18 protein-coding genes are annotated in these 21,198 nt (G+C 72.5%); 3 read left to right on the top strand and 15 right to left on the bottom strand.

The window, feature by feature from the left end; genetic code table 11:
* Window positions 1–8 precede the first annotated feature (8 nt).
* The 5 genes from OG242_RS25540 to OG242_RS25560 are packed head-to-tail and all read right to left on the bottom strand — an operon-like array spanning window position 9 to window position 4,035.
* A complete protein-coding gene (locus OG242_RS25540; protein ID WP_405900364.1) occupies window positions 9–1,220 on the bottom strand; it encodes a cytochrome P450 in 1,212 nt (403 codons plus the stop codon).
* On the bottom strand, window positions 1,217–1,843 hold the full coding sequence (locus OG242_RS25545) for a GTP-binding protein (protein ID WP_405900365.1): 627 nt from the start codon (window positions 1,841–1,843) through the stop codon (window positions 1,217–1,219). Before OG242_RS25545 ends, OG242_RS25540 begins: the two co-directional genes overlap by 4 nt.
* Window positions 1,821–2,147: a DUF742 domain-containing protein gene (locus tag OG242_RS25550; RefSeq protein ID WP_405901725.1), complete on the bottom strand. Its 327-nt coding sequence runs from the start codon at window positions 2,145–2,147 to the stop codon at window positions 1,821–1,823. The genes OG242_RS25545 and OG242_RS25550 overlap by 23 nt, the downstream gene beginning before the upstream one ends.
* A 23-nt stretch (window positions 2,148–2,170) precedes the next feature.
* Window positions 2,171–2,599, bottom strand: a complete 429-nt coding sequence (locus OG242_RS25555; protein ID WP_405900366.1) for a roadblock/LC7 domain-containing protein — start codon at window positions 2,597–2,599, stop codon at window positions 2,171–2,173.
* 2 nt (window positions 2,600–2,601) lie between these two features.
* Window positions 2,602–4,035: an ATP-binding protein gene (locus tag OG242_RS25560; protein ID WP_405900367.1), complete on the bottom strand. Its 1,434-nt coding sequence runs from the start codon at window positions 4,033–4,035 to the stop codon at window positions 2,602–2,604.
* A 568-nt stretch (window positions 4,036–4,603) separates the two neighbouring features.
* On the opposite strand from OG242_RS25560, the gene OG242_RS25565 reads away from it, so the two are divergent.
* Window positions 4,604–5,821, top strand: a complete 1,218-nt coding sequence (locus OG242_RS25565; protein ID WP_405900368.1) for an FAD-dependent monooxygenase — start codon at window positions 4,604–4,606, stop codon at window positions 5,819–5,821.
* A 39-nt stretch (window positions 5,822–5,860) separates the two neighbouring features.
* Here the strand turns inward: OG242_RS25565 and OG242_RS25570 are convergent, their stop codons facing one another.
* The 10 genes from OG242_RS25570 to OG242_RS25615 all read right to left on the bottom strand — a co-directional run bounded on the left by OG242_RS25570 (window position 5,861) and on the right by OG242_RS25615 (window position 18,125).
* Window positions 5,861–6,589, bottom strand: coding sequence for an ABC transporter ATP-binding protein (locus OG242_RS25570; protein ID WP_405900369.1), 729 nt, complete (start codon window positions 6,587–6,589; stop codon window positions 5,861–5,863).
* Between the two features lie 10 nt (window positions 6,590–6,599).
* Window positions 6,600–7,406 carry an ABC transporter ATP-binding protein gene (locus OG242_RS25575; RefSeq protein WP_405900370.1) on the bottom strand — a complete coding sequence of 269 codons (807 nt, stop codon included), beginning with the start codon at window positions 7,404–7,406 and terminating at the stop codon, window positions 6,600–6,602.
* On the bottom strand, window positions 7,403–9,376 hold the full coding sequence (locus OG242_RS25580) for an ABC transporter permease subunit (RefSeq protein WP_405900371.1): 1,974 nt from the start codon (window positions 9,374–9,376) through the stop codon (window positions 7,403–7,405). Before OG242_RS25580 ends, OG242_RS25575 begins: the two co-directional genes overlap by 4 nt.
* Before the next feature lies 1 nt (window position 9,377).
* Window positions 9,378–10,586 carry an ABC transporter substrate-binding protein gene (locus OG242_RS25585; RefSeq protein ID WP_405901726.1) on the bottom strand — a complete coding sequence of 403 codons (1,209 nt, stop codon included), beginning with the start codon at window positions 10,584–10,586 and terminating at the stop codon, window positions 9,378–9,380.
* Window positions 10,587–10,683: 97 nt separating this feature from the next.
* The gene (locus OG242_RS25590) at window positions 10,684–11,088 is read right to left on the bottom strand and encodes a roadblock/LC7 domain-containing protein (RefSeq protein WP_405900372.1); all 405 of its coding nucleotides are present in this window, start codon (window positions 11,086–11,088) and stop codon (window positions 10,684–10,686) included.
* Complete coding sequence (locus OG242_RS25595; protein WP_405900373.1) at window positions 11,085–13,454, bottom strand: nitrate- and nitrite sensing domain-containing protein; 2,370 nt, start codon at window positions 13,452–13,454, stop codon at window positions 11,085–11,087. The genes OG242_RS25590 and OG242_RS25595 overlap by 4 nt, the downstream gene beginning before the upstream one ends.
* A gap of 490 nt (window positions 13,455–13,944) precedes the next feature.
* Window positions 13,945–16,320 (bottom strand): ATP-binding cassette domain-containing protein, encoded by a 2,376-nt coding sequence (locus OG242_RS25600; RefSeq protein ID WP_405900374.1) that lies wholly within the window; start codon window positions 16,318–16,320, stop codon window positions 13,945–13,947.
* 66 nt (window positions 16,321–16,386) lie between these two features.
* Window positions 16,387–16,836 carry a helix-turn-helix transcriptional regulator gene (locus OG242_RS25605; RefSeq protein WP_405900375.1) on the bottom strand — a complete coding sequence of 150 codons (450 nt, stop codon included), beginning with the start codon at window positions 16,834–16,836 and terminating at the stop codon, window positions 16,387–16,389.
* Between the two features lie 59 nt (window positions 16,837–16,895).
* Window positions 16,896–17,276: a hypothetical protein gene (locus OG242_RS25610; protein ID WP_405901787.1), complete on the bottom strand. Its 381-nt coding sequence runs from the start codon at window positions 17,274–17,276 to the stop codon at window positions 16,896–16,898.
* Between the two features lie 33 nt (window positions 17,277–17,309).
* Window positions 17,310–18,125: an SAM-dependent methyltransferase gene (locus OG242_RS25615; protein ID WP_405900376.1), complete on the bottom strand. Its 816-nt coding sequence runs from the start codon at window positions 18,123–18,125 to the stop codon at window positions 17,310–17,312.
* A 191-nt stretch (window positions 18,126–18,316) separates the two neighbouring features.
* Between OG242_RS25615 and OG242_RS25620 the strand changes: the two genes are divergently transcribed.
* The gene (locus OG242_RS25620; protein ID WP_405900377.1) at window positions 18,317–19,705 is read left to right on the top strand and encodes a lipase family protein; all 1,389 of its coding nucleotides are present in this window, start codon (window positions 18,317–18,319) and stop codon (window positions 19,703–19,705) included.
* A gap of 285 nt (window positions 19,706–19,990) precedes the next feature.
* Window positions 19,991–21,166 carry a macrolide family glycosyltransferase gene (locus OG242_RS25625; protein WP_405900378.1) on the top strand — a complete coding sequence of 392 codons (1,176 nt, stop codon included), beginning with the start codon at window positions 19,991–19,993 and terminating at the stop codon, window positions 21,164–21,166.
* Window positions 21,167–21,198: the final 32 nt, after the last annotated feature.

Raw genomic sequence — 21,198 nt, forward strand, 5'->3', positions numbered from 1 at the left:
GGTCTCCTTCAGTGGGAGGCGTGGAAGACGATGGGGAGGGACTCCAGCGCGCGGTGGAACGGGCCCGGCCGCCACCGCAGTTCGGCGGCCGGGACCGCGAGGTCCATCTCGGGCAGGGCGTCGAGGAGATAGGTCACCGCGGTCTCCGCGATCAGGTACGCGTGGGACCGGGCCGGGCAGGTGTGCGGGCCGATGCTCCACGCCAGGTGGGCCCGGTTTCCCGCGATGCCGCCCGGCGCCTGAGCGATCGCCGGGTCGTTGTTGCAGGCGGCCATCGAGATGAGGATGGGCTGGTGGGCCGGGAGCAGCACCCCGTCGACGTCCGCCGGGTACGGCGGATAGGTGATGCAGTAGTTCGCCATCGGCGGGTCCGTGTACAGGACGGTGTCGAGCGCGTCCCGCACGGTGGAGTGCCCCGCGTGCAGCCCGGCGGAGAACTCGTCGTCGGTGAGGATCTTCAGCTGGGTGTTGGCGATGAGGTTGGTCAGCGGCTCGATGCCGGCCCCGTACAGCGTGACCAGCTGGTGCCCCATCTCCTCGTCGGTCAGCTGCGCCGAGTGGGCGAGGAGCCGGGAGGTGATGTCGTCGGCCGGGTGGCGCCGGCGCAGGGCGACGAGGTCGGCGACGGCCTGGCCGAGGATCTCGTTGCCCCGCTGGGCGTCCGTCGCCTCGAAGATCCGGGACATCCCGTCGGCGATGCGCGCCCCGATCTCGTCCGGGCAGCCGAGCAGGGAGCTGAGGATGCGGAAGGCGATCGGCCAGGCGTACTGGGTGAGTACGTCGGCGCTGCCCGCGGTGATGAAGTCCGCGATGGCGGCCGCGGCGAGCTTCTCCACCCGGGCCCGCAGCTCGTGCTGGTCGACGGCGTCGATCGCGGTGGTGTTGGCGGCCCGGTAACGGGCGTGCGCGGTGCCGCCGCTGCGCAGGGCGTTGGGCCGCCACTCCATCATCGGCCGCACCGGGCACGAGGCCGGCACCTGCTCCTGCCAGATGCGCGGGTCGTGCGGGAAGTACAGCGGGTCGTTGAGGATGCGCCGGGCCTGGAAGTAGCCGATCACCAGCGTGGCGGGGATGCCCGGGGACAGCTCGACCGGCACCAGCGGACCGTACGCCGCCCGCATCAGCTCGTAGGCGCCGTGCGGGTCGGCGGCGTAGGCCGGGTCGTAGAGGGCGACCCGGCCCGACGGGGCCGACGGCAGGGCGGTGGTGGGGGGCGTCATGACGTGGGCTCCAGGGAGAGGGCCGGGCGTTGCGCGGCGAGGTGTTCCGTGAGCGTGATCAGCGCGTGGACGCAGGAGGTACGGTCCCGCGCGTCGCAGGTGGTCAGCGGTGTCGCCGGGTCCAGGGCGAGGGCCTCGCGGATCTCGCCGAGGCCGTAATCGGGCGCGCCGGGGAAGACGTTGATCGCGACCGCGTACGGGATGCCCTGGTCCTCCAACAGCCCCAGCGCCTCGTGGCTCGCGTCCAGGTCGCGGGTGTCGGCCAGCACCAGGCAGCCGAGCGCCCCGTGCGCCAGGTCCTCCCACAGGGGCTGGAAGCGGACCTGGCCGGGCAGCCCGAACAGGTAGAGGGCGAGGGCGCCGCGGGCCAGGTGGATGCGGCCGAAGTCCATGCCCACGGTCGTCGTGGTCTTGTCCGGCACCCCGCGCAGGTCGTCGACCCCGACGCTGTCCTGCGTGATCGGCTCCTCCATCCGCAGCGGCCTGACCTCCGAGACGCTGCCGATGAACGTCGTCTTGCCGACGCCGAAGCCGCCGGCGATCACGATCTTGGCGGACTGGGTCACCGTGGCCGGTACGTACGAGACGCCGTTCGGGGAGTCAGACCAGTTCTCGGAGTCCATCGAGCACCTTCTGCAGGAGGTCGTTTCGGGGCTGGTCCTCGACGGCAGGGGCCGGGCTGGCCAGATGCCCGCTGTCCATGAGGGAGGACACGATGATCCGGACGGTGGAGGGCGGCAGCCGGAGCGCGGCCGCGATGTCGGCGACGGCCAGACCGCCCCGGCCCACCGCGAACAGGCTCAGCACCCGCCGCGCGTCGGGCCCCAGCTCGTCGGCCGCGCCCGACGCGGCGACGACCACGCTCTCCAGCCGTACGTCCCGGTGCGGGCGGACCCGCCCGCCCGTGCGGATGTAGGGCCTGACCATGTCCGGGTCGTGCCGTGGTCCGCTCATGCGGCGGAGCCCCCGTCCGGCTGCAGTACCGGGGTGCGCTCCCTCGTGCCCAGCTGCTCGCCCAGGCGGACCACCAGCAGGCCCATGTGGTGGCTGATCAGGCCGACGTCGGCGTGCGGGCCCGTGGTGACGACCGAGAGCATGGTGTGGTGCCCGGCCGCGGTCGTCAGCCCGATCGTCGACACGGACTCGATCAGCTGCTGGCGCACGCCCTGTCCGCCGGTGAACTCGTCCCAGGCGCGGCCCGACGCGCGCAGCGAGGCGGTCAGCGCGGCCAGCTTCTCGCCGTCCTCCTGGCTGATGGTGCGGGTCCGGGCCTTGAGCAGCCCGTCGCCGCTCATCAGCACGGCGTAGCGGACGCCCTCCACCGATCCGAGCTGCTCGTCCAGCAGCCAGCCCAGGGTGTTCGCGTGCGTGTCCGACATGATCAACGTCCTTCGTCCGTACGAGGGGGGTTCTGGATTTCCCGGCTGCTGCGGCTGCCCGCCATCCACGCGGCGGCCACCGAGGGCCTGCCCGGCTCGACCACGGGTTCGGGCCCCGGCCGCGCCGCTGCGGCCGGGCGTGCACCGCGCCGGCGGACGGTGAGCCCGCCGGCCGTGGTGGCCGGGGCCTGCTGGGGCGCGGGCTCCACGTCGGGGGGCGTCACGGGCTCGGGCTCGGGCATGAGGGTCTCCGGAGTCCGGGCGGCGGTGGACGGCACCGGCGGGGCGGCGGGCCGGACGGCGGCGGGCCGGGCCGCGGGAAGCGACTGTGCGGACACCGGCCTGGACGGCCCCGGCGTCGTGAGCAGGGCCTGCGGCAGCACGATGATCGCGCGGGTGCCGCCGTACAGGTTCGGGGCGGTCAACTCGACGCGGAAGCCGTACTGGTGAGCCAGCACCGAGGCCACTCGCAGCCCCGTCTGGGGGTAGGCGCCCAGCCGTGTGATGTCGTCCCGCTGCTCGCCGGACATCACCTCGCGGGCCCAGGTCAGCCGCTCGTCCTCCATCCGCAGACCCGCGTCGTCGACGACGAGGAACGCCGCGTTCGCCCCGTGCTCCAGAGAGACGTGCACCCGGGCGTTGGGCGGCGAGTAGCGCAGGGCGTTGTCCAGCAGCACCGACAGGGTGTGGACGACCGCTTCCACGGCCCGGCTCTGCACCGCGAAGGACTCCAGGTCGGTGTGCTGGACGCGCTGGTAGCCCTCGACGCGGCCCATCGCGGTGCGGACGACATCGGTCAGCGTGGTCGCCGGCCAGCGCCGCGACAGCTTGTCACCGGCCAGGACGCCGTAGCCGGACGCCGTGAGCAGCATCTGCTGGGCCAGGTGGTCCATCTCGACCAGCGTCGCGTACGCCTCGTCCGAGACGTGGCGCCGCACCCCGGCGCTGATCGTGCTGCTCAGCTTCGCCGCGCGGTGCACGGTGCTGGAGGCGAAGGCGCGGACCGCGGCCCGCGCCACGTCCACCGACTCCTGGCGGGCCTGGGCGACCTGATGCTCCGTCTCCGCCCGTACCTGGGCGAGCTGTTGCTCGGCGGCGTTCTGCGCCAGCCGGCCCGTCATCGTGATCGCGGAGCGCACCTGGTTCGCCAGGGCGGCCAGCCCGTTCGCGAGCTGCGTGTGGGCCAGCTGCGGCGGGATGGCCGAATCCAGCTGGTAGGGGCGGCCGGTCTGCGCCTCGGACGCGGCCGCCTGGACGACGCTCTGCGCGGTGTGCGCCACGAACTGTTCGGCTGCCCGGAGCTGCTGGGCCAACTGCTCGCGCTGTTGCTCGATCTCGTCGGCCCGCCGCTTCTCGGCGCGGGCGCGGCGCAGGAACAGGAGCGAGGCGAAGGTCCCCGCCGCCAGCGCGAGCAGGATCAATATCGGTTCGGTCATCGGGTCCTCGCGGAAATCAAGGGGACGGTTCCGCCGGTCGTGCGGGCACGGGCGCGCAGGCAGGCGCCCGGACCGCTGCTGCCGGGGCACCGGCTTGCAGGTACGGGCGGACGCGCTGGGGGAGGCCGCTCGTTCAGCGGCGGCCGGAGCGGGCGAGGCGTCTTCGGAGCGCGTCGCGGCCGGTACCGAAGCCGGCCGCCAGGTGGTGGGCTGAGCAGTTGACCGGCGATGGGGACATGACAGAACAGTAATCAGAAACGGCCAACGGGCGCACACCGGACGACTGTTGTCGATGTATCGGTGGCTGAAAAGCGAAACCTGCCTGCATGCGCGCGCCGAACGCCCCTCGCTAGGGGGTGTCTGACAAGTCCCCGTGGATGAAGGAGCGTGCGTGCCAGACGCCGCGACGCCACGGGGACTTGTCAGACACCCCCTAGGATTCGGAGTGGGCCGCGACCGCACGGGAACGGCTCAACCAGCGCCAATGCAAGCGTACTTCCGCTGCGGCGTCCCGGCGGGAGTGCGGCCGGGCGGGCGGCCGGGACCTCAAGTGAGTGGAGAGCCAGACATGCGTGGAGGCAGCGTCGCCGTGGTCGGCGGGAGCATAGCGGGGTGTGCCACGGCCCTGGCCGTGTCGCGCGGGGGAGCGGGCCGGGTCACCGTCTTCGAGCGCGCCGACGCCGAACTCCGGGACCGGGGCGTCGGGATCGCCCTGCAGAGCGACCGCTACGAGGAGCTCAGAGAGGCCGGATATGTGGCCCCCGAGATGCCCTGGGCGCCGCTGACCCGGCGGGTGTGGAGCGTACGGGACGGCGCCGCGCCGCACGGCCGGGGCTTCGGGCAGCAGCCGTTCCCGTTCCGCGCCTACAACTGGGGATCCCTGTGGAGCGAGTTGCGCCGCCGGGTCCCCGAGGACGTCGACTACCGCTCCGGCGCCGTCGTCACCGCCGTGGACCCGGCCGACGACGGGGTGACCCTGCGGCTCTCCGACGGACACGAGGAACGCTTCGACCTGGTCATCGGCGCCGACGGCTACCGCTCCGTGGTCCGCGAGGCGATGTTCCCCGGGATCAGCCCGGAGTACGCCGGATACATCGGCTGGCGCGGCGCGTCCGATGACGTCGAGGGCCTGCCATCGGACGGGCTGGACGCCCACAACATCGTCTTCCCCGGCGGCCACTGCATGATCTACCGCATCCCGGACGGCACCGGCGGCCACCGCCTCAACTGGGTGCTCTACACCACGCCCCCGCAGACCGACGGCCTCCACCCGGACCTGCGCACCCCCACCTCGCTGCCGCCCGGCCGCCTCAACTCCGAGCTCACCGACTGGCTGCGGGCCCTGGTCGCGGACCACTTCCCGCCGTTCTGGGCGGACAAGGTGCTCGGCACGCCCGCCGGGACCACCTTCATCCAGCCCATCTACGACCTCGCGGTCCCGCACTACACCTCGGGCCGGATGGCGCTCGTCGGAGACGCCGCCAGCGTCTCCCGCCCGCACGTCGGCGCCGGCAGCGTGAAGGCGCTCCAGGACGCCACCGCCCTGGAGGCCGCCTGGATCGCCGGGGACAGCTGGAAGGACGTGCTGGAGCGGTACGACGCCGGCCGCGGCCCCGTCGGCTCCGCCATGGTCGCCCTCGCGCGCCGCATGGGCAGCACCCAGGTCGAGAACACGCCCGACTGGTCGGCCATGGGCCAGCCCGAGTTCGACGCCTGGTGGCAGCAGCAGAACAGCGGCTCCGACCGCAGCAGCGGCTTCGGCGGCCACAGCCTGAAGGTGAAGTGACCGCGGGCGCGAGGAGGGGCGGCTCCCTCCTCGCGCCCGTCAGAACCCCGTCGGCGCCAGTTCCAGCGCCGCGTGCAGGGCCGTCGGGTCCTCGCGGGCCTCGGCCCCGTCCAGCCGCAGCCCCACCCGCCCCGACGTCAGCACCGTCAGCGTGTCCGCACACCGGGCCGCCGTCGCCGGACTCGGCGACACCAGGAGTACGGCGATGCCCTCCTCGGCCAGCGTGGTCACCAGCTCGTGCACCTGACGGACCAGGGCCGGCGCCAGGCCCTCCGTCGGCTCGTCGAGCAGCAGCACGCTCGGCGAACCGAGCAGCGCGCGGGCCAGGGCCAGCATCTGCTGCTCCCCGCCGGACAGGTCCGTGCCCCGGTTGCTCCGGCGCTCGCCCAGCCGGGGCAGCAGCTCCAGCACCCGCTCCGGCGTCCACACACTCGGCCGCGAGATGTCGCCCCGGCGCGGCGGACGGTGCGACAGCCGCAGGTGCTCGGCGACGCTCAGGTTGGCGAAGACCCGGCGGCCCTGCGGTACGAGACCGATCCCGGCGCGGGCGATCCGGTGCGCGGGCTGCCCCGTGACGTCCCGGCCGTCCAGCCGAACGGTGCCCGCGTCCGGGCGCATCAGACCGGCGACGGTGTGGACGAGCGTCGTCTTGCCCGCCCCGTTGTGGCCGACGACGGCGTGCACCGTGCCGGCGGGCACCGAGAGGTCGAGGCCGTGGAGGACCGTGCCGCCGTGGTAGCCCGCGGTCAGGCCCGTGAGTTCGAGCATCGGGGGTCGGTCATCCTCTCGCTTCGTGGCTGCCGGTGACGGGGACCGGCGCCGTGTTCTGGTAGGCGTCGCGGACCTCCGGGTGGGCGAGCGCCTCCCCGGTCGGCCCGGTCACGAGCACCCGGCCCGCCGCCAGCACCGTCACCGACGTGGCGACCTGGGCGACCACCTCGACGTGGTGCTCGACGAGCACGACCGCCACGCTCGCGGGCAGGGCGCCCAGGATCGCGAGCAGCCGGCCGATGTCGCCGTCGGTCAGCCCGGCCGCCGGCTCGTCCAGGAGCAGCAGCCGGGGACCGCCCGCCAGGGCCGCGGCCAGGTCGAGCATGCGGCGCTGCCCGTGGGAGAGCGTGGAGGCCGGCCGGTGCGCGAGGCCGGCCAGCCCGACGGTCTCCAGGTGGTGCAGGGCCGACTCGGTGTGGAGCCGGTAGCGGGACCGGCTGCGCCAGGCGCCCCTGCGCTCGGGGTGGTGCGCCCAGCCGGCCAGCACGATGTTGTCCAGCACCGTCAGCTCGGCGATGACGGACGGCTGCTGGAAGCTCCGGGCTATCCCCAGCCGGCTGCGCTTCGCGGTGGACACGCGGGTGACGTCCGTACCGTTCAGCGCGATCGTGCCGTGGTCGGGCCGGTCGGTGCCGGCGATGAGGTTGAGCAGGGTCGTCTTGCCGGCGCCGTTGGGGCCGATCACGGCGTGCCGGGCGTCCGCGGGCAGCCGCAGGGAGACCTCGTCGACGGCGGTGAGGCTGCCGTACCTGCGGGTGACGCGGTCGAGGTCCAGCACGGGGACCGGCTGCGAGGTGTGCGGTGCGGGCGTCATGGGGCGACCTTCCCGGAGGAGACGGCGGGCGCCGGGCGGCCGACGGCGGCGCGCAGACCGGCCAGGCCGCGCGGCAGCAGGTACACGGCGGCGATGAACAGCGCCCCGAGGAGCAGCGGTCCGTGGCCGGGCCAGGAGCCGGCGACCCAGTCCCGGGTGAAGACGATCAGCCCGGCGCCCAGCAGCGCGCCGATGACCGACGTCGTACCGCCGATGACGACCGCGAGCAGCGCGAACGCGGCGATCTCGAAGCCCACGTCGGCGGGGGAGAGGTACTGCTGGACGGTGACCATCAGGGAGCCGCCGACCCCGGCCAGCGCACCCGCGCAGATGTGGGCCACCAGCAGGTAGCGCCCCACGGGGTGGCCGGACGCGCGCATCCGCGCCTCGGCGCCCCGGGTGCCGGTCAGCAGCTTCCCGGCCGGGGAGCGCAGCACCAGCAGCGTCAGGGCGACGGCGACGACCGCGACGACGACCGCGTACACGTACAGCTCGCGCTCCTCGGTCATGCCCTCGCCGCCCCACAGCGCCTGGGTGGCCGGGAAGCCGACCAGCCCGTCGGCGCCGCCGGTGACGGACTTGACCTGGTTGATCACCGCACTCGTGAGTTCGCCGACCGCGAGGGTGATCATCAGCACCGTGGTTCCCCGCGCCCGGATCACCGCGGGCCCGGTCACCGCCGAGAACACCGCGGCTGCGAGCGCCGACAGGACGATCTGGACCGGGCCCACCGTCCACCCGGCGTCGGCCAGGTTGGCGGTGGCGTACGCGCCCACGGCGAACGGGGCGGTCTGCCCGAGCGTGGGCAGACCGGCGTACCCGGTCAGGACGGTGACGCTGACCGCGAGCAGCCCGAGCGCCAGGGCGGACCCGGCCAGCGAGATGCTGTACGAGTCGAGCATCCCCGGCAGCGCGAACAGGACGGCGAGCAGCACCAGCAGCGGGACGGCCTGCCGCCACCCGGCCGAGCGCAGCCACGCGCCGAGCCGCCCGGGGGCCGCCGGTGGGGGCGCAGCCGCCGTCGCGCGCGGCCGGTTCTGCCACCGCGCGGCGAGGAGCCGCCGCAGCCGGGAGACCGGGTCCGAGGACGGGCCCCGCTCCTCGTGGGCCTCCGGCTCCGTGAAGCGGGAGCGGAACACCAGCACCGCCGCCATCGCGGCGAACAGCAGGTACGGCGCCAGGTCCGGCAGCACCGAGACGCCCAGGGTCTGGACCTCGCCCACGGCGACCGCGGCCGCGAGCGTCGCCCACAGCGAGCGCAGCCCGCCGAGTACGACGACCACGAGGGACAGCATCAGCACGTTCTCGGACGTGCCGGGGCCGGGGCCGATGATCGGCGCCCCGAGCACGCCCGCCGCACCGGCCAGCGCACCCGCCGCGGCGAGCACACCGGTGTGCACCGCCCGCGGGTTGTGGCCGGTGGCGGCGAGCATCTGGGGGTCGTCCGCCGACGCGCGTACCGCCGCGCCCACCCGGGTCCGGGTCAGCACCCACGTACCGAAGGCCGCCAGGGCGACGGCCATGGCGATGAAGCAGAGCCGGTAGGCGGGGTAGCGGTGGCCCAGCAGGTGGACCGAGGAGTCGAGCGCGCCGGGGACGCGCACCGGCAGCTCGTCCGCCCCGAAGAACTGGATGAGCAGATCACCGCCGGCCAGGGCGATCCCGAACGTCAGCAGGGCCTGAGCGAGATGCCCACGCCGGGCGAGCGGAACCGTGGCGGCGGACAGGCCCGCCCCGGCCAGGGCCGCGGCCGCGGTGCCCGCGGCCAGGCCGAGGGCGAGACCGCCCCAGGTTCCGTCGCTCAGCTCCGCGCCGGTGTAGGCGCCGATCGCGTACAGCATGCCGTGCGAGAGGTTCAGTACGCCGGCCGTGCCGAACGCGAGACTCAGGCCGGCGGCGACGACGAACAGCAGCAGCCCGTAGGCCACGCCGTCCACCGCCGGCACGAGGTGGGCATCGAGGAGCTCCATGTCAGCCGCCGAGCGTCGCCAGGTCCTGGACCATGACGTTGGACAGCTGGTTGCCGTCCGGGCGCACCTGGCGCAGGTACCACGTCTGCACCGGCGCGTGCGCCTTCTCGCTGAACTCCCAGGCGCCGCGCGGGCTGTCGATCTGGCCGAGGCCGGCGATGGCCTTGTTGATGGTCTCCGACGTCACGTCACCCTTCTTCGCGGCGTCCGCGATCGCCTTGTCGAGCACGGCGGCGGCGTCGTAGGACGACATCGCGTACGTGGTCGGCTGGGTGTCGTGCTCGGCGGTCCAGTCGGCGGCGAACTTGCGGTTGGCCGCGTTGTCGAGGTCCGGCGCGTAGTTCAGGACGGAGTAGATGTCCTTGGCGGCCTCGCCCTCGGCCTGGAGGACGCTGCCCTCGGTGACGAAGGCCGTGTACAGCGGCAGATCGGCGACGTCGGACTGCGCGTACTGCTTGGCGAAGTCGATCGCGGCCTTGCCGGCGTAGAAGCAGTAGACCGCCTTGGCGTCGGTCTTGGCGATGTCCGCGAAGTACGGCATGAAGTTGGTCGTCTTCGGGAACGGCGTCCACTTGGTCTTGCCGTCCGGGTTGGCGAGCTTGCCGCCGACGCGCTTGAACTCTTCGGTGAACCCGCGCAGTTCGTCGTAACCGCCCTGGTAGTCCGGACCGATCGCGTAGACCGGGCCGTTCACCTTCTCCTTGACGTACGGGGCGATGGCCTTGCCCGGCTCGTCCGACATGAAGCTCGTCGTCCAGACGTACGTGGCGTCCTTGACCTCGGGCCGTGCGTTGGAGCCGAGGAACGGGATCTTGGCCTGGCCGACCAGCGGCAGCACCGCGTTGACCGAGCCACCGCTGACGAGGCCCGTCAGCACGTCGACCTTGTCCTTCTTGACCAGCTTGGTGGCGGCCGGGACGGCGGTCGGCGGACCGTCGCCCTCGTCGGCGACGACGAGCTCGACCTTGCGCCCGCCCAGCTTGTTGTCGTGCGTCTTCAGGTACAGCTGGAAGCCGTCGCGCAGGTCGGTGCCGACCGGCTTGTAGGTGCCGGACAGCGAGGCGACCAGGCCGACCTTGACGGTCTCGTCGCCGGACCCGCTGTCGCTGCTGCAACCGGTGACGGCGGCCAGGCCCAGGGCGAGGGCGGCGGCGCCGGCCGGCCGGACGAATCTGCGGTGGCGCGTGCGGCGGGGTATGTCGAAGAACATGAGGGCTCTCATCGGGGGAGTGGTCGGACAACGGTGTGGCCCGACCGCGGAGTGGGCTCCGCGGACGGGTCGCTGCGGCCGTGGGGGAACGGCCGGGTCAGTGCGTGGGGGAGGTGTGCGGGGAACGGGTCTGGGGGGACAGCGAGTCGCCCACCTGGTTGATCAGCTCGGACATCATGTAGCTGACCTCGCCGATGTCCGCGTCCCTGGTGGTCATGACCAGGAGCGAGGCACCGCTGGAGACGGCCATGGAGAACATGTAGCCGCCCTCCATCGCGGTCAGGCTGTGCTCCACCGGGTCGGTGTCGGTCAACTGGGCTGCCGCGGACAGCAGGTTGACGACGCCGGAGGCGATGGCGGCCAGCCGGTCGGCGTCGTCGCGCTCCACGCCGGTGAACGCGAGCGCGAGTCCGTCCACGGACACGGCTATCGCCTGGGTGACTTCCGGGATGCGGCCGGCGAAGTCGCTCAGGATCCAGCTCAGGTCGGTGGGTGAGGTCATTTCTTGGTCCGTTCGGTGTCGTCATTGTTGGCGGGACGCCCGCGGGGGTTCGTGCTCCGGCTGATGCCCTGCGTGTAGGCCGCGAGGACGTCGGAGACCTGCCGGGAGTCCCGGCGGCGGGTGGTCGGTCGCGGCGCACCGGCGCCGGACCGCTGCTCGGTGCCGCCCCGCTTCTCCCGCACGGGCCACTGCTGGGGCGCGGTGCGCTTGCGGACCGGCAGTCCGGACGCGCTGACGCCCGCGATGCGCGAGGCCGGCTCGTCGTGCACGGGGTGCTGGGCGGGCGCGTCGGTGCCGTCCGTACGGGCCGGGCCCTCGTGCTCCTCGCGCGGGCCCGGGTCCGCCGCGACGCCCGCGCGGGCGCCGACGCCCGCGCCGACCGGGTGGCCGACCCGTCCGCGTACGTCGTTCGGCTTCCGGCGGGTGACGACCGTACGGGGCGACTCGAAGCCGTTCTCGGTCGGCGGGGCCGGTTCCCCGGTCACCTCGGCCAGCACACCCTTGGGCAGGGTGACCTCGGCGATGGTGCCGGGGCCCGAGGAGTCGCGGAGCTCGACAACGATGCCGTGCCGGGCGGCGAGGCGTGCCACCACGTGCAGACCCATGGACCGTACGTCCCCGATGCCCGTCTTCGGCTCACGGAGCGCGGCGTTGAGCACGGCGCGGCGGTCCGCGGAGATCCCCACGCCCTCGTCGACGATCTGGACGACCGCCCGGTCCCACAGCCGCCAGACGGCGACCCCGACCTGGGCGTCGGGCGGCGAGAAGCGCGTGGCGTTGTCGAGCAGCTCCGCCAGGATGTGGGCCACGTCGTGCACGGCGCGGGCGGCGATGCCGATGCCCGCCTCGACGGCACCGAGGGAGACCCGGTCGAAGCGTTCGATCTGCTGGGCCGCCGCCACGATGACGGTGGAACAGCCGATGTCGGCCGACCGCACCCGGGCGTTGCCGTAACCACCCAGTACCAGCAGGTTGTTGGTGTTGCGCTCCATGCGGATGGCGAGGTGGTCGAGGGCGAAGAGCGTCTTCATGCGCTCCGGGTCGGCCTCGTCGCGCTGCACGGTGTCCAGCTCGGACACCATGACGCTGGTGAGCTGGGCGCCGCGGCGGGCGACCCGGACCAGGGTCTCGGCGAACTGCTCGTGCACCCGGGCCTGTTCGGCGGCGAGGCGCACGGCCTCGTGGTGGACGGCGTTGAACGCCTCACCGACCTCGCCGATCTCGTCGCCGCCCGTGGTCTCGACGGGGTTGCCGGTGCGTTCCGCGACCTGCTCGGGCGTGGACCCGCTCAGCGCGCCGGGCTGGGACAGCTCGCTCATGACGGCCGGCAGCCGGGTGTGGGCGACCTCGTGCGCGGCGTTGCGCAGGTAGCGCAGCCGGCGGATCATGACCCGGCCGAGGCGTACGGCGACCAGGACGACGCCGACCAGGGTCAGGAGTACCAGGGCGACCTCGCCGCCGGCGGTCCACAGCAGCCTGGTGCGTTCCGCGTCGACCGTCGCGGCGACGGACTCGTCGATCCGCTCCTCGACCTGGCGCAGCAGCGTCTGGCGGTCCTCGGAGGCCTTCAGCCACTGCTTCGGGGTGACGTCGATGGCCTTGCTGGGGTCGGCGCGCCCGATCCGGTCCTCGAGCTTCCGGGACTCCAGGGCCTTCGGGCCGGAGAGCGTGCGTTCCAGCCAGGTCCGCCATTCGCTGGGACCGAGGCCGAACATCACCTCGGTCGACTCGGTGTAGCCGAGCCGACTGGCGTCGAAGGTGCGCTGGGAGGCGACGGTGAAACCGCCTGCGGCCTGCGCCCTCATGACGGTGACCTGCTCCTGGGCGGTGTGCTCGGCGGCCTCCGACAGGGCGGCGGCCGCACGGATGCGGTCGGCGATGTCCGCGTCGACACCGTCGGCCTGCGCGATGCCGTCGCGGTAGCCGTTGAGGTCCGCGATCACGATCCGGTAGCCGAAGGCGAGCGCCGAGATGGTGGTGGAGCCGGAACGCACCTGGGCGCGCAGAGCGGGGAGTTCGTCGGTGAAGCGGTCGATGCGGTTCAGCGCCTCCTGGGCGCTTCCGGGGACCTCGGAGAGCCGGCCGGTGCGGCCCTTGAAGGCGGCGATGCTCTTGTCGGTCGCGTCGGAGCTCTCCTGGAAGGCGGAGGAGTCCGCCTGGTGGGACACCAGCGCGGTGGCTGCCGCCCGCTCGCGCTGCAACTGGTGGGCTAAATCGGCTGCGCCGGCGGCGACGTCGGCCATGTCGGCCAGCCGGTTCGCCTGCAGTGCCTGATTGGTCGCGGGTGCGAGGGCGAGGGCCGAGAAGGCGACCGCGACGGTAAGGGGAGCGGTGACCAGCAGAACGAGGCGACGATTGATTTTCACTGCGCGGCTCCATCGCCGGAACCGGTGCTGAGTATCGATGACACGCAGATACCTGTTAACGGGTCGTGGGGGTGTCGGTAGGGGTGCTCGCACATCGTGTGCACAGTTGCGGACGGGACAAGTGGGCTTGGCGGGGCTCAGGTTGCGCGGCTTGATCCTATGCCTAGCGCAGAACCCTGAATGCGTGCGGTCGTGAAAATTTGCGATCAGCTATGCGTGCGGAAGTGATCGAAATCGGTCAAGTGTGACTGTAGAGCACTCGGATGCCCCTGTGTACGCGGCGGACCGGCAAGCACCGCGACGCTGGCCGGAGTTGGGGACCAGGGGGTCCGATTAGCGAAGGCGATGGTCCACATCGGGGCCTGCGCGACCGCCCGTCCCGCGTGAACCGGCCAACCTGAACAGGGAGATGGCTCCTACGGCACGCCGCCTTGACCCGACGCGCAACTCGCGCGCGGCCGTCATGGCCGGGGCGGGCGCACGGTTTCGCTCAGGCGCTCACGTACTGCGCGAGGTGCTCGCCCGTGAGGGTGGAGCGGGCGGCGACGAGGCCGGCGGGCGTGCCCTCGAAGACGACCGTGCCGCCGTCGTGACCGGCGCCGGGGCCCAGGTCGATGATCCAGTCGGCGTGCGCCATCACGGCCTGGTGGTGCTCGATGACGATGACCGACTTGCCGGAGTCCACGAGCCGGTCGAGCAGCCCGAGGAGCTGCTCCACGTCCGCGAGGTGGAGTCCGGTGGTCGGCTCGTCGAGCACGTACACACCGCCCTTCTCGCCCATGTGCGTGGCCAGCTTCAGCCGCTGCCGCTCGCCGCCGGAGAGCGTGGTGAGCGGCTGGCCGAGGCTGAGGTAGCCGAGCCCGACGTCCACGAGCCGTTCCAGGACGCGGTGCGCGGCCGGCGTACGCGCCTCGCCGGAGCCGAAGAACTCCTCGGCCTCGGCGACCGACATGGCGAGCACCTCGCTGATGTCCCGGCCGCCGAGCCGGTATTCGAGCACCGACGCCTGGAACCGCTTGCCCTCGCACTCCTCGCAGACCGTGGCGACGCCCGCCATCATCGCCAGGTCGGTGAAGACGACGCCCGCACCGTTACAAGTGGGGCACGCGCCTTCGGAGTTCGCGCTGAACAGGGCCGGCTTCACGCCGCTGGCCTTGGCGAACGCCTTGCGGACCGGGTCGAGCAGCCCGGTGTACGTGGCCGGGTTGCTCCGCCGCGAACCGCGGATCGCGCTCTGGTCGACGGTCACCACGCCGTCCCGCCCGGCCACCGAGCCGTGGATCAGCGAGCTCTTGCCGGACCCGGCCACGCCCGTGACGACGGTCAGCACACCGAGCGGGATGTCCACGTCGACCCCGCGCAGGTTGTTCGCCGTCGCACCCCGCACCTCCAGCGCACCGGTGGGCTCGCGGGTCTCCGCCTTGAGCGCGGACCGGTCGTCGAAGTGCCGGCCGGTGACGGTGTCCGACGCGCGCAGCCCGTCGACGGTGCCCTCGAAGCAGACCGTGCCGCCGCCCGTACCGGCGCCGGGGCCGAGGTCCACGACGTGGTCGGCGACCGCGATCGTCTCCGGCTTGTGCTCCACCACCAGCACCGTGTTGCCCTTGTCGCGCAGGCGCAGCAGCAGGCTGTTCATCCGCTGGATGTCGTGCGGGTGCAGCCCGGCGGTGGGCTCGTCGAAGACGTACGTGGTGTCGGTCAGCGACGATCCGAGGTGGCGGATCATCTTGACGCGCTGCGCCTCGCCGCCGGACAGGGTGCCCGCGGGCCGGTCGAGCGCGAGGTAGCCGAGGCCGATCTCCACGAACGAGTCGAGGGTCTGCCCGAGCGCGGTGAGCAGCGGCGCGACCGAGGGCTCGTCCAGGCCGGCGATCCAGGCGGCCAGGTCGCTGGTCTGCATCGCGCAGGCGTCCGCGATGCTGATGCCCGCGATCTTCGACGACCTGGCGCCCTCGCTGAGCCGGGTGCCTTCGCAGGCGGGGCAGGTGGTGAAGGTGACCGCGCGCTCCACGAAGGCCCGGATGTGCGGCTGGAGCGCGTCCTTGTCCTTGGACAGGAACGACTTCTGGATCTTGGGGATCAGCCCCTCGTACGTGAGGTTGACGCCCTCCACCTTGACCTTGGTCGGCTCCCGGTACAGGAAGTCCCGCATCTCCTTCTCGGTGAACTTCGCGATCGGCTTGTCCGGGTCGAGGAAGCCGGACTCCGCGTAGACCCGCACGGTCCAGAAGCTGTCGGACTTCCAGCCGGGAATGGTGAACGCGCCCTCGGCGAGGGACTTGGAGTCGTCGTAGAGCTGGGTGAGGTCGATGTCGGAGACCGTGCCCCGGCCCTCGCACTCGGTGCACATGCCGCCGGTGCGGCTGAAGGTCGCCTTCACGGCCTTCTTGTTGCCGCGCTCGACGGTGATCGCACCGCTGGCCTTCACCGACGCGGTGTTGAAGGAGTACGCGCTGGGCGGGCCGATGTGCGGGGAGCCGAGGCGGCTGAAGAGGATGCGCAGCATGGCGTTGGCGTCGGTTGCGGTGCCCACCGTGGAGCGGGTGTCGCCGCCCATCCGCTGCTGGTCGACGATGATCGCGGTCGTCAGCCCGTCGAGGACGTCCACCTCGGGCCGGGCCAGGGCGGGCATGAACCCCTGCACGAAGGCGCTGTACGTCTCGTTGATCAGCCGCTGCGACTCGGCGGCGATCGTGTTGAACACCAGCGAGCTCTTGCCGGAACCGGAGACGCCCGTGAACACCGTCAGCCGGCGCTTCGGGATCTCGATGGAGACGTCCTTCAGATTGTTCACGCGTGCCCCGTGCACACGGATCAGATCGTGGCTGTCGGCGATGTGTGGCTGCGTGTCCCTGGCCCTGCTCATGTCTCTCCCTGGATTGGCGGGGCCCGTCGCGCAGCCCCGTCGTCGCCGCCCGCCGTCCCGGCACCCTTACGCTAGCGGCGTCCCCGGCAGCGGTGCTTCTCGATTCCTGACCGGCCGCGTCACCTGCTTGGCCACGCACGACGGCATCCCCTCGGTGGCCTGCGCCGCCTCCTGCCGGTAGACGCTCGGCGGCATCCCGACCAGCTCCGCGAAGCGCGTACTGAACGTGCCGAGCGAGGCGCACCCGACCGCGAAGCACACCTCGGTCACGCTCATGTCCCCCCGGCGCAGCAGCGTCATCGCGCGCTCGATGCGCCGGGTCATCAGATAGCCGTACGGGGACTCCCCGTACGCCCGCCGGAACTCGCGGCTCAGGTGGCCCGCCGACATGTGCGCCCCGCGCGCCAGCGCCTCGACGTTCAGCGGCTGGGCGTACTCGCGGTCGATCCGGTCCCGGACCCGGCGCAGCCGGGCGAGGTCGCGCAGGTTCTGCGCCGCGTCGGGTTTGCTGGTCACGTTCGAAAGCGTACGACGCGAGGCACCGGCCCGCCCGGGATTGCCTGGACGGGGCCGCGTCAGGTGCGGGTGGCCGTGCCGCACTCCGCCGCGTCCCGGTCCCGCATCCGCTCGTCCATCGACGTGCCCCGCTCGTACGGGTCGACCTTCGTGCCGTCGTCCGAGGTCCCCCGCTCCTTCTCGAACTCGGGGCGGAAGTAGCCGGTGGTGTTGTCGCAGCCGCCGTTGGCGGAGTCCACCCGGTACGACTTCAGCGCCGGCTCCTCGGGGGCGCCGGGGGTCCCGGCCTCCCGCAGGAAGCGCTCCCACTCCTCGTCCGGTATGGAAGACCCGCCCTTGTCCAGGCTGCGCTCCCGCCCCTCCCGGCACCCCGGCCGGTCCGTTTTCCGTGCATCATCACACAGCCCGGTGACACCCGGCGCGGACGGTTCGCGCGCCAAGTGCCCACCGGGCCGCTGCTGATGGGGTGCGCGCTACGGCTTGCGGCCGACCGCCACGTACCCCGGGGTGACGACCTCGCCGGTGCCGGGGACCGGCTCGCCGAGCTCGGGGTGCCAGGCCTCGGCGGCGACGACGCCGGGCTCCACGATCTCCAGCCCGTCGAAGAACGAGGCGAACTGGGCGCGGGTGCGCGGCGCCAGCGTCAGGGTGTTGGCCTTGTACATCTCGTCCACCTGGCGCGCCTCCTCCGGGTGGAAGTCGGCGGTGATCTGCGAGATGACCATGTAGCTGCCGGGTGCGAGGACGTCGGTCAGCCGGCTGACCAGCTCGTACGCGCCGTCCTCGTCGCTCACGAAGTGCAGCAGCGCGATCATCGACAGGGCCACCGGCTTGCTGAAGTCCAGTGTCTTGCCCGCGCGTTCGAGGATGGTGTCGACGTTGCGCGCGTCGGCCTGCACGTAGTCGATGACGCCCTCGGGCGTGCCCTTGAGCAGCGCCTCGGCGTGGGCCAGCACGATGGGGTCGTTGTCGCAGTAGACGACCCGGGTGGCGGGCGCGGCCTCCTGGGCCACCTGGTGCAGGTTGGGCTCGGTGGGTATCCCGGTGCCGATGTCGAGGAACTGGCGGACGCCCTGGGCGGACAGCCAGCGGGTGGCGCGGTGCATGAAGGCCCGGTTGATCTTCGCCATCACCGGAACGTTCGGCTCGACGGCCAGCATCTGGCGGCCCATGGCCTCGTCCACCGGGTAGTTGTCCTTGCCGCCCAGGAACCAGTCGTACATCCGCGCGGGATGCGGCTTGCTGGTGTCGATGAGGGGGGCGGTGATGTCGTTCTCCGGTCGGGACATGGCCAACTCCAGGGTGCGGGAGGCTGCGGATGATCAGCTCGCGCCCACAATAGGCAACTTGGCTGCCGGGGGGCACGGGTTCGGTCGCCGATGATAGTTACCAATGCGTAACTTACTGATGGGTTACCACCGGTAAGCCGCGCTGTTAGCTTGCGCTCACCCGCCTTCCGAAGCAGAGCGAGGAGTGAGCTGTGAGCCGCAAGGACAGCCGTTCGCGTTCCACCTTCTTCACACCCCCCACCCGCCGCCCGCGCGCCGGTGCCCTCCGCACCGCCGCCGTCGCCATGACCGCCGCGGCCTGCGTGGCCGCATACGCCGCGCCCGCCAGCGCGGACGGAACCGAGCCCGTCGTCTCCCGGGGCACGACCATCCCCGCGTTCTACAACCCGCCCGCCCAACTGCCCGCCGCCAACGGGGAGCTGATACGCACCGAACCCCTGCCGCTCGGCCTGAGCCTGCCCGGCCTGGACGGCCGCCCGATGCCGGGCACCGCGACCCGCCTCATGTACCGGACGACCGACTCCAACGGGCAGCCGGCCGCGGTGACCGGCGCCTACATCGAGCCCTCGGCCTCCTGGAAGGGCGGCGGCGCCCGCCCGCTGGTGGCGCTGGCCTCCGGCACCATGGGACAGGGCGACCAGTGCGCACCCTCGCTGGCGCTCCAGCACCCGCTGGCCCTCACCCCCGAGTCCGTGTCGATCGGCTACGAGACCCTCTCCGTCTACCGGCTCCTGTCCGCCGGTGTCGCCGTCGTCGTCACCGACTACGTGGGCCTCGGCACCACCGACCGGCTGCACACCTACGTCAACCGGGTCGACGAGGGCCACGCGCTGCTCGACGCGGTCCGCGCCGCGCACAAGCTGCCCGCCACCTCGCTCACGCCCGATTCCCGCACCGGCCTGTACGGCTACAGCCAGGGCGGCGGGGCCAGCGCGTCGGCCGCCGAGCTCCAGCCCTCGTACGCCCCCGAGATCCAGCTGGCCGGCACCTACGCCGGGGCGCCGCCCGCCGACCTGACCGCGACGATGAAGGGCATCGACGGCAGCGCCCTGGCCGCCGCCCTCGCCTGGTCGATCAACGGCTTCGCGCAGGCCGACGCGGATCTGCGCGACGTCGTGGAGGCCAACATCAACGACGCCGGACGAGCCGCGCTGAAGGACGCCTCGACGATGTGCGTCGGCGACGCGATCCTCGGCTACGGCTTCGCCAAGAGCTCCAAGTGGACCACCACCGGCAAGTCCCTCGGCGAGATCATCGCCGCCGAGCCCAAGGCGCAGGCCGCGCTCGACAAGCAGCGCATCGGCACCCTCAAGCCCACCGGCCCGGTGCGGGTGGCGACCGGCATCCAGGACGACATCGTGCCGCACGCCCAGGCGCGTCAGCTCGCCGTGGACTGGTGCCGCAAGGGCGGCAACGTCACGTACGACGCCGTCATCCTGCCCAACCTCGGCGACAAGATCCTCACCAACCACATGGTCCCGCTCATCACGGACCAGGGCGACGCCATCTCCTGGATGACCGACCGCCTCGCCGGCAAGCGCGCCACCTCCAACTGCTGGTCGATGCCGATCCAGCCCTGACCCCGCCGTCAGCGCCCGCCCCGGTCCGCCGGGGCGGGCGCTGACCGCATTCGCGGACCGCCGGCCCGCACGCCGCCCGTAAACCGAGTGCGCGCGGACCGGCCGGCGGCTAGGTTCGCCGCATGAACATCGTGCAGCTCTACGGCTGACTCGGCCGGGGCACACCCCCGACCCGTCCGGCACACCGCATCCACGCGCCCACCGCCCGGCTGACCTTCGCCGGGGTGGCGACGCGCCGGTCTGCCGTGTCCACTTCCGCCGCAGAACTGAAACGAGTGATTCCCCATGACACGTCGTCGTGCCCATATCGCCATGGTCGGCATCCCCGCCGTGAGCCATGTGCTGCCGAGCATCGAGGTCATCCGCGAACTGGTGGCCCGCGGCCACCGCGTCACCTACGCCAATGACCCCGTGATGGCCGAGCGCATCGAGGCCACCGGCGCCACCTTCGTCCCGTACGACTCCGTGCTCCCGGTCGGCGACGACAACTGGCCGGACGACCCGATCGCCGCCATGGGCCTCTTCCTGGACGACGCCGTCCAGGCCCTGCCGCAGCTGCGTGCCGTCTACGACGAGGACCCCGCGGACCTGTACCTGTACGACATCGGCGCGTACCCGGCGCGGGTGCTGGCCGAGTCGCAGAACCGCCGCCTGATGCAGCTCTACCCGACCTTCGTCGGCTGGCGGAGTTACGAGAAGGACGTGGCGGCCCAGCTGTGGACGCTGCCCGGGGCCGACGCGTACCGGGCGAAGTTCACCGAGTGGCTGGCCGGCTGCGGTGCGGCCACGCTCGACATGGACGCCTTCGCCGGCCGCCCCGACGACACCCTGGCGCTGATCCCCCGGGCGATGCAGCCGCACGCGGACGACGTGGACATGGACACCGTCACGTTCGTCGGGCCGTGCTTCGCCGGGCGCGGCGACGAGCAGACCTGGACCCGGCCCGCCGGGGCGGAGAAGGTACTGCTGATCTCACTGGGGTCCGCGTACACCAACCGCCCGGATTTCTACCGCAGTTGCCTGGCGGCGTACGGCGACCTGCCCGGGTGGCACGTCGTGCTCCAGGTCGGCAAGCGGACGGACCTGGCGGAGCTGGGCACCGTACCCGGCAACGTCGAGGTCCACCGGTGGGTGCCGCAACTGGCGATCCTCCAGCAGGCGGACGCCTTCGTCACGCACGCCGGGATGGGCGGCAGCTCCGAGGGGCTGTACAGCGGGGTGCCGATGATCGCCGTACCGCAGGGCGCCGACCAGTTCATGAACGCGGACAAGCTCGTCGAGCTGGGGGTCGCCCGCCGCATCGACACCGACGACGCCACCCCCGAGGCGCTGCGGGAAGCGCTCGACGCCCTTGCCGCCGATCCCGGGGTCGCCCGGCGCTCGGCCGGGCTGCGCGACGACGCCCGCGCGGAGGGCGGCACCCGGCGGGCCGCCGACCTGGTGGAGGAACTGCTCGGCTGAAACGAGCCCGGCCGGGGCGGTGAGCGGGTTCT

It is taken from the genome of Streptomyces sp. NBC_00727, from assembly GCF_045161745.1.
In the GTDB taxonomy this organism is placed as follows: domain Bacteria; phylum Actinomycetota; class Actinomycetes; order Streptomycetales; family Streptomycetaceae; genus Streptomyces.

Bases quoted from the DNA above. Each gene is read 5' to 3' on its own strand.
- OG242_RS25540 (WP_405900364.1), bottom strand. From the start codon at position 1,220: ATGACGCCCCCCACCACCGCCCTGCCGTCGGCCCCGTCGGGCCGGGTC.
- OG242_RS25545 (WP_405900365.1), bottom strand. From the start codon at position 1,843: ATGGACTCCGAGAACTGGTCTGACTCCCCGAACGGCGTCTCGTACGTA.
- OG242_RS25550 (WP_405901725.1), bottom strand. From the start codon at position 2,147: ATGGTCAGGCCCTACATCCGCACGGGCGGGCGGGTCCGCCCGCACCGG.
- OG242_RS25555 (WP_405900366.1), bottom strand. From the start codon at position 2,599: ATGTCGGACACGCACGCGAACACCCTGGGCTGGCTGCTGGACGAGCAG.
- OG242_RS25560 (WP_405900367.1), bottom strand. From the start codon at position 4,035: ATGACCGAACCGATATTGATCCTGCTCGCGCTGGCGGCGGGGACCTTC.
- OG242_RS25565 (WP_405900368.1), top strand. From the start codon at position 4,604: ATGCGTGGAGGCAGCGTCGCCGTGGTCGGCGGGAGCATAGCGGGGTGT.
- OG242_RS25570 (WP_405900369.1), bottom strand. From the start codon at position 6,589: ATGCTCGAACTCACGGGCCTGACCGCGGGCTACCACGGCGGCACGGTC.
- OG242_RS25575 (WP_405900370.1), bottom strand. From the start codon at position 7,406: ATGACGCCCGCACCGCACACCTCGCAGCCGGTCCCCGTGCTGGACCTC.
- OG242_RS25580 (WP_405900371.1), bottom strand. From the start codon at position 9,376: ATGGAGCTCCTCGATGCCCACCTCGTGCCGGCGGTGGACGGCGTGGCC.
- OG242_RS25585 (WP_405901726.1), bottom strand. From the start codon at position 10,586: ATGTTCTTCGACATACCCCGCCGCACGCGCCACCGCAGATTCGTCCGG.
- OG242_RS25590 (WP_405900372.1), bottom strand. From the start codon at position 11,088: ATGACCTCACCCACCGACCTGAGCTGGATCCTGAGCGACTTCGCCGGC.
- OG242_RS25600 (WP_405900374.1), bottom strand. From the start codon at position 16,320: ATGAGCAGGGCCAGGGACACGCAGCCACACATCGCCGACAGCCACGAT.
- OG242_RS25615 (WP_405900376.1), bottom strand. From the start codon at position 18,125: ATGTCCCGACCGGAGAACGACATCACCGCCCCCCTCATCGACACCAGC.
- OG242_RS25625 (WP_405900378.1), top strand. From the start codon at position 19,991: ATGACACGTCGTCGTGCCCATATCGCCATGGTCGGCATCCCCGCCGTG.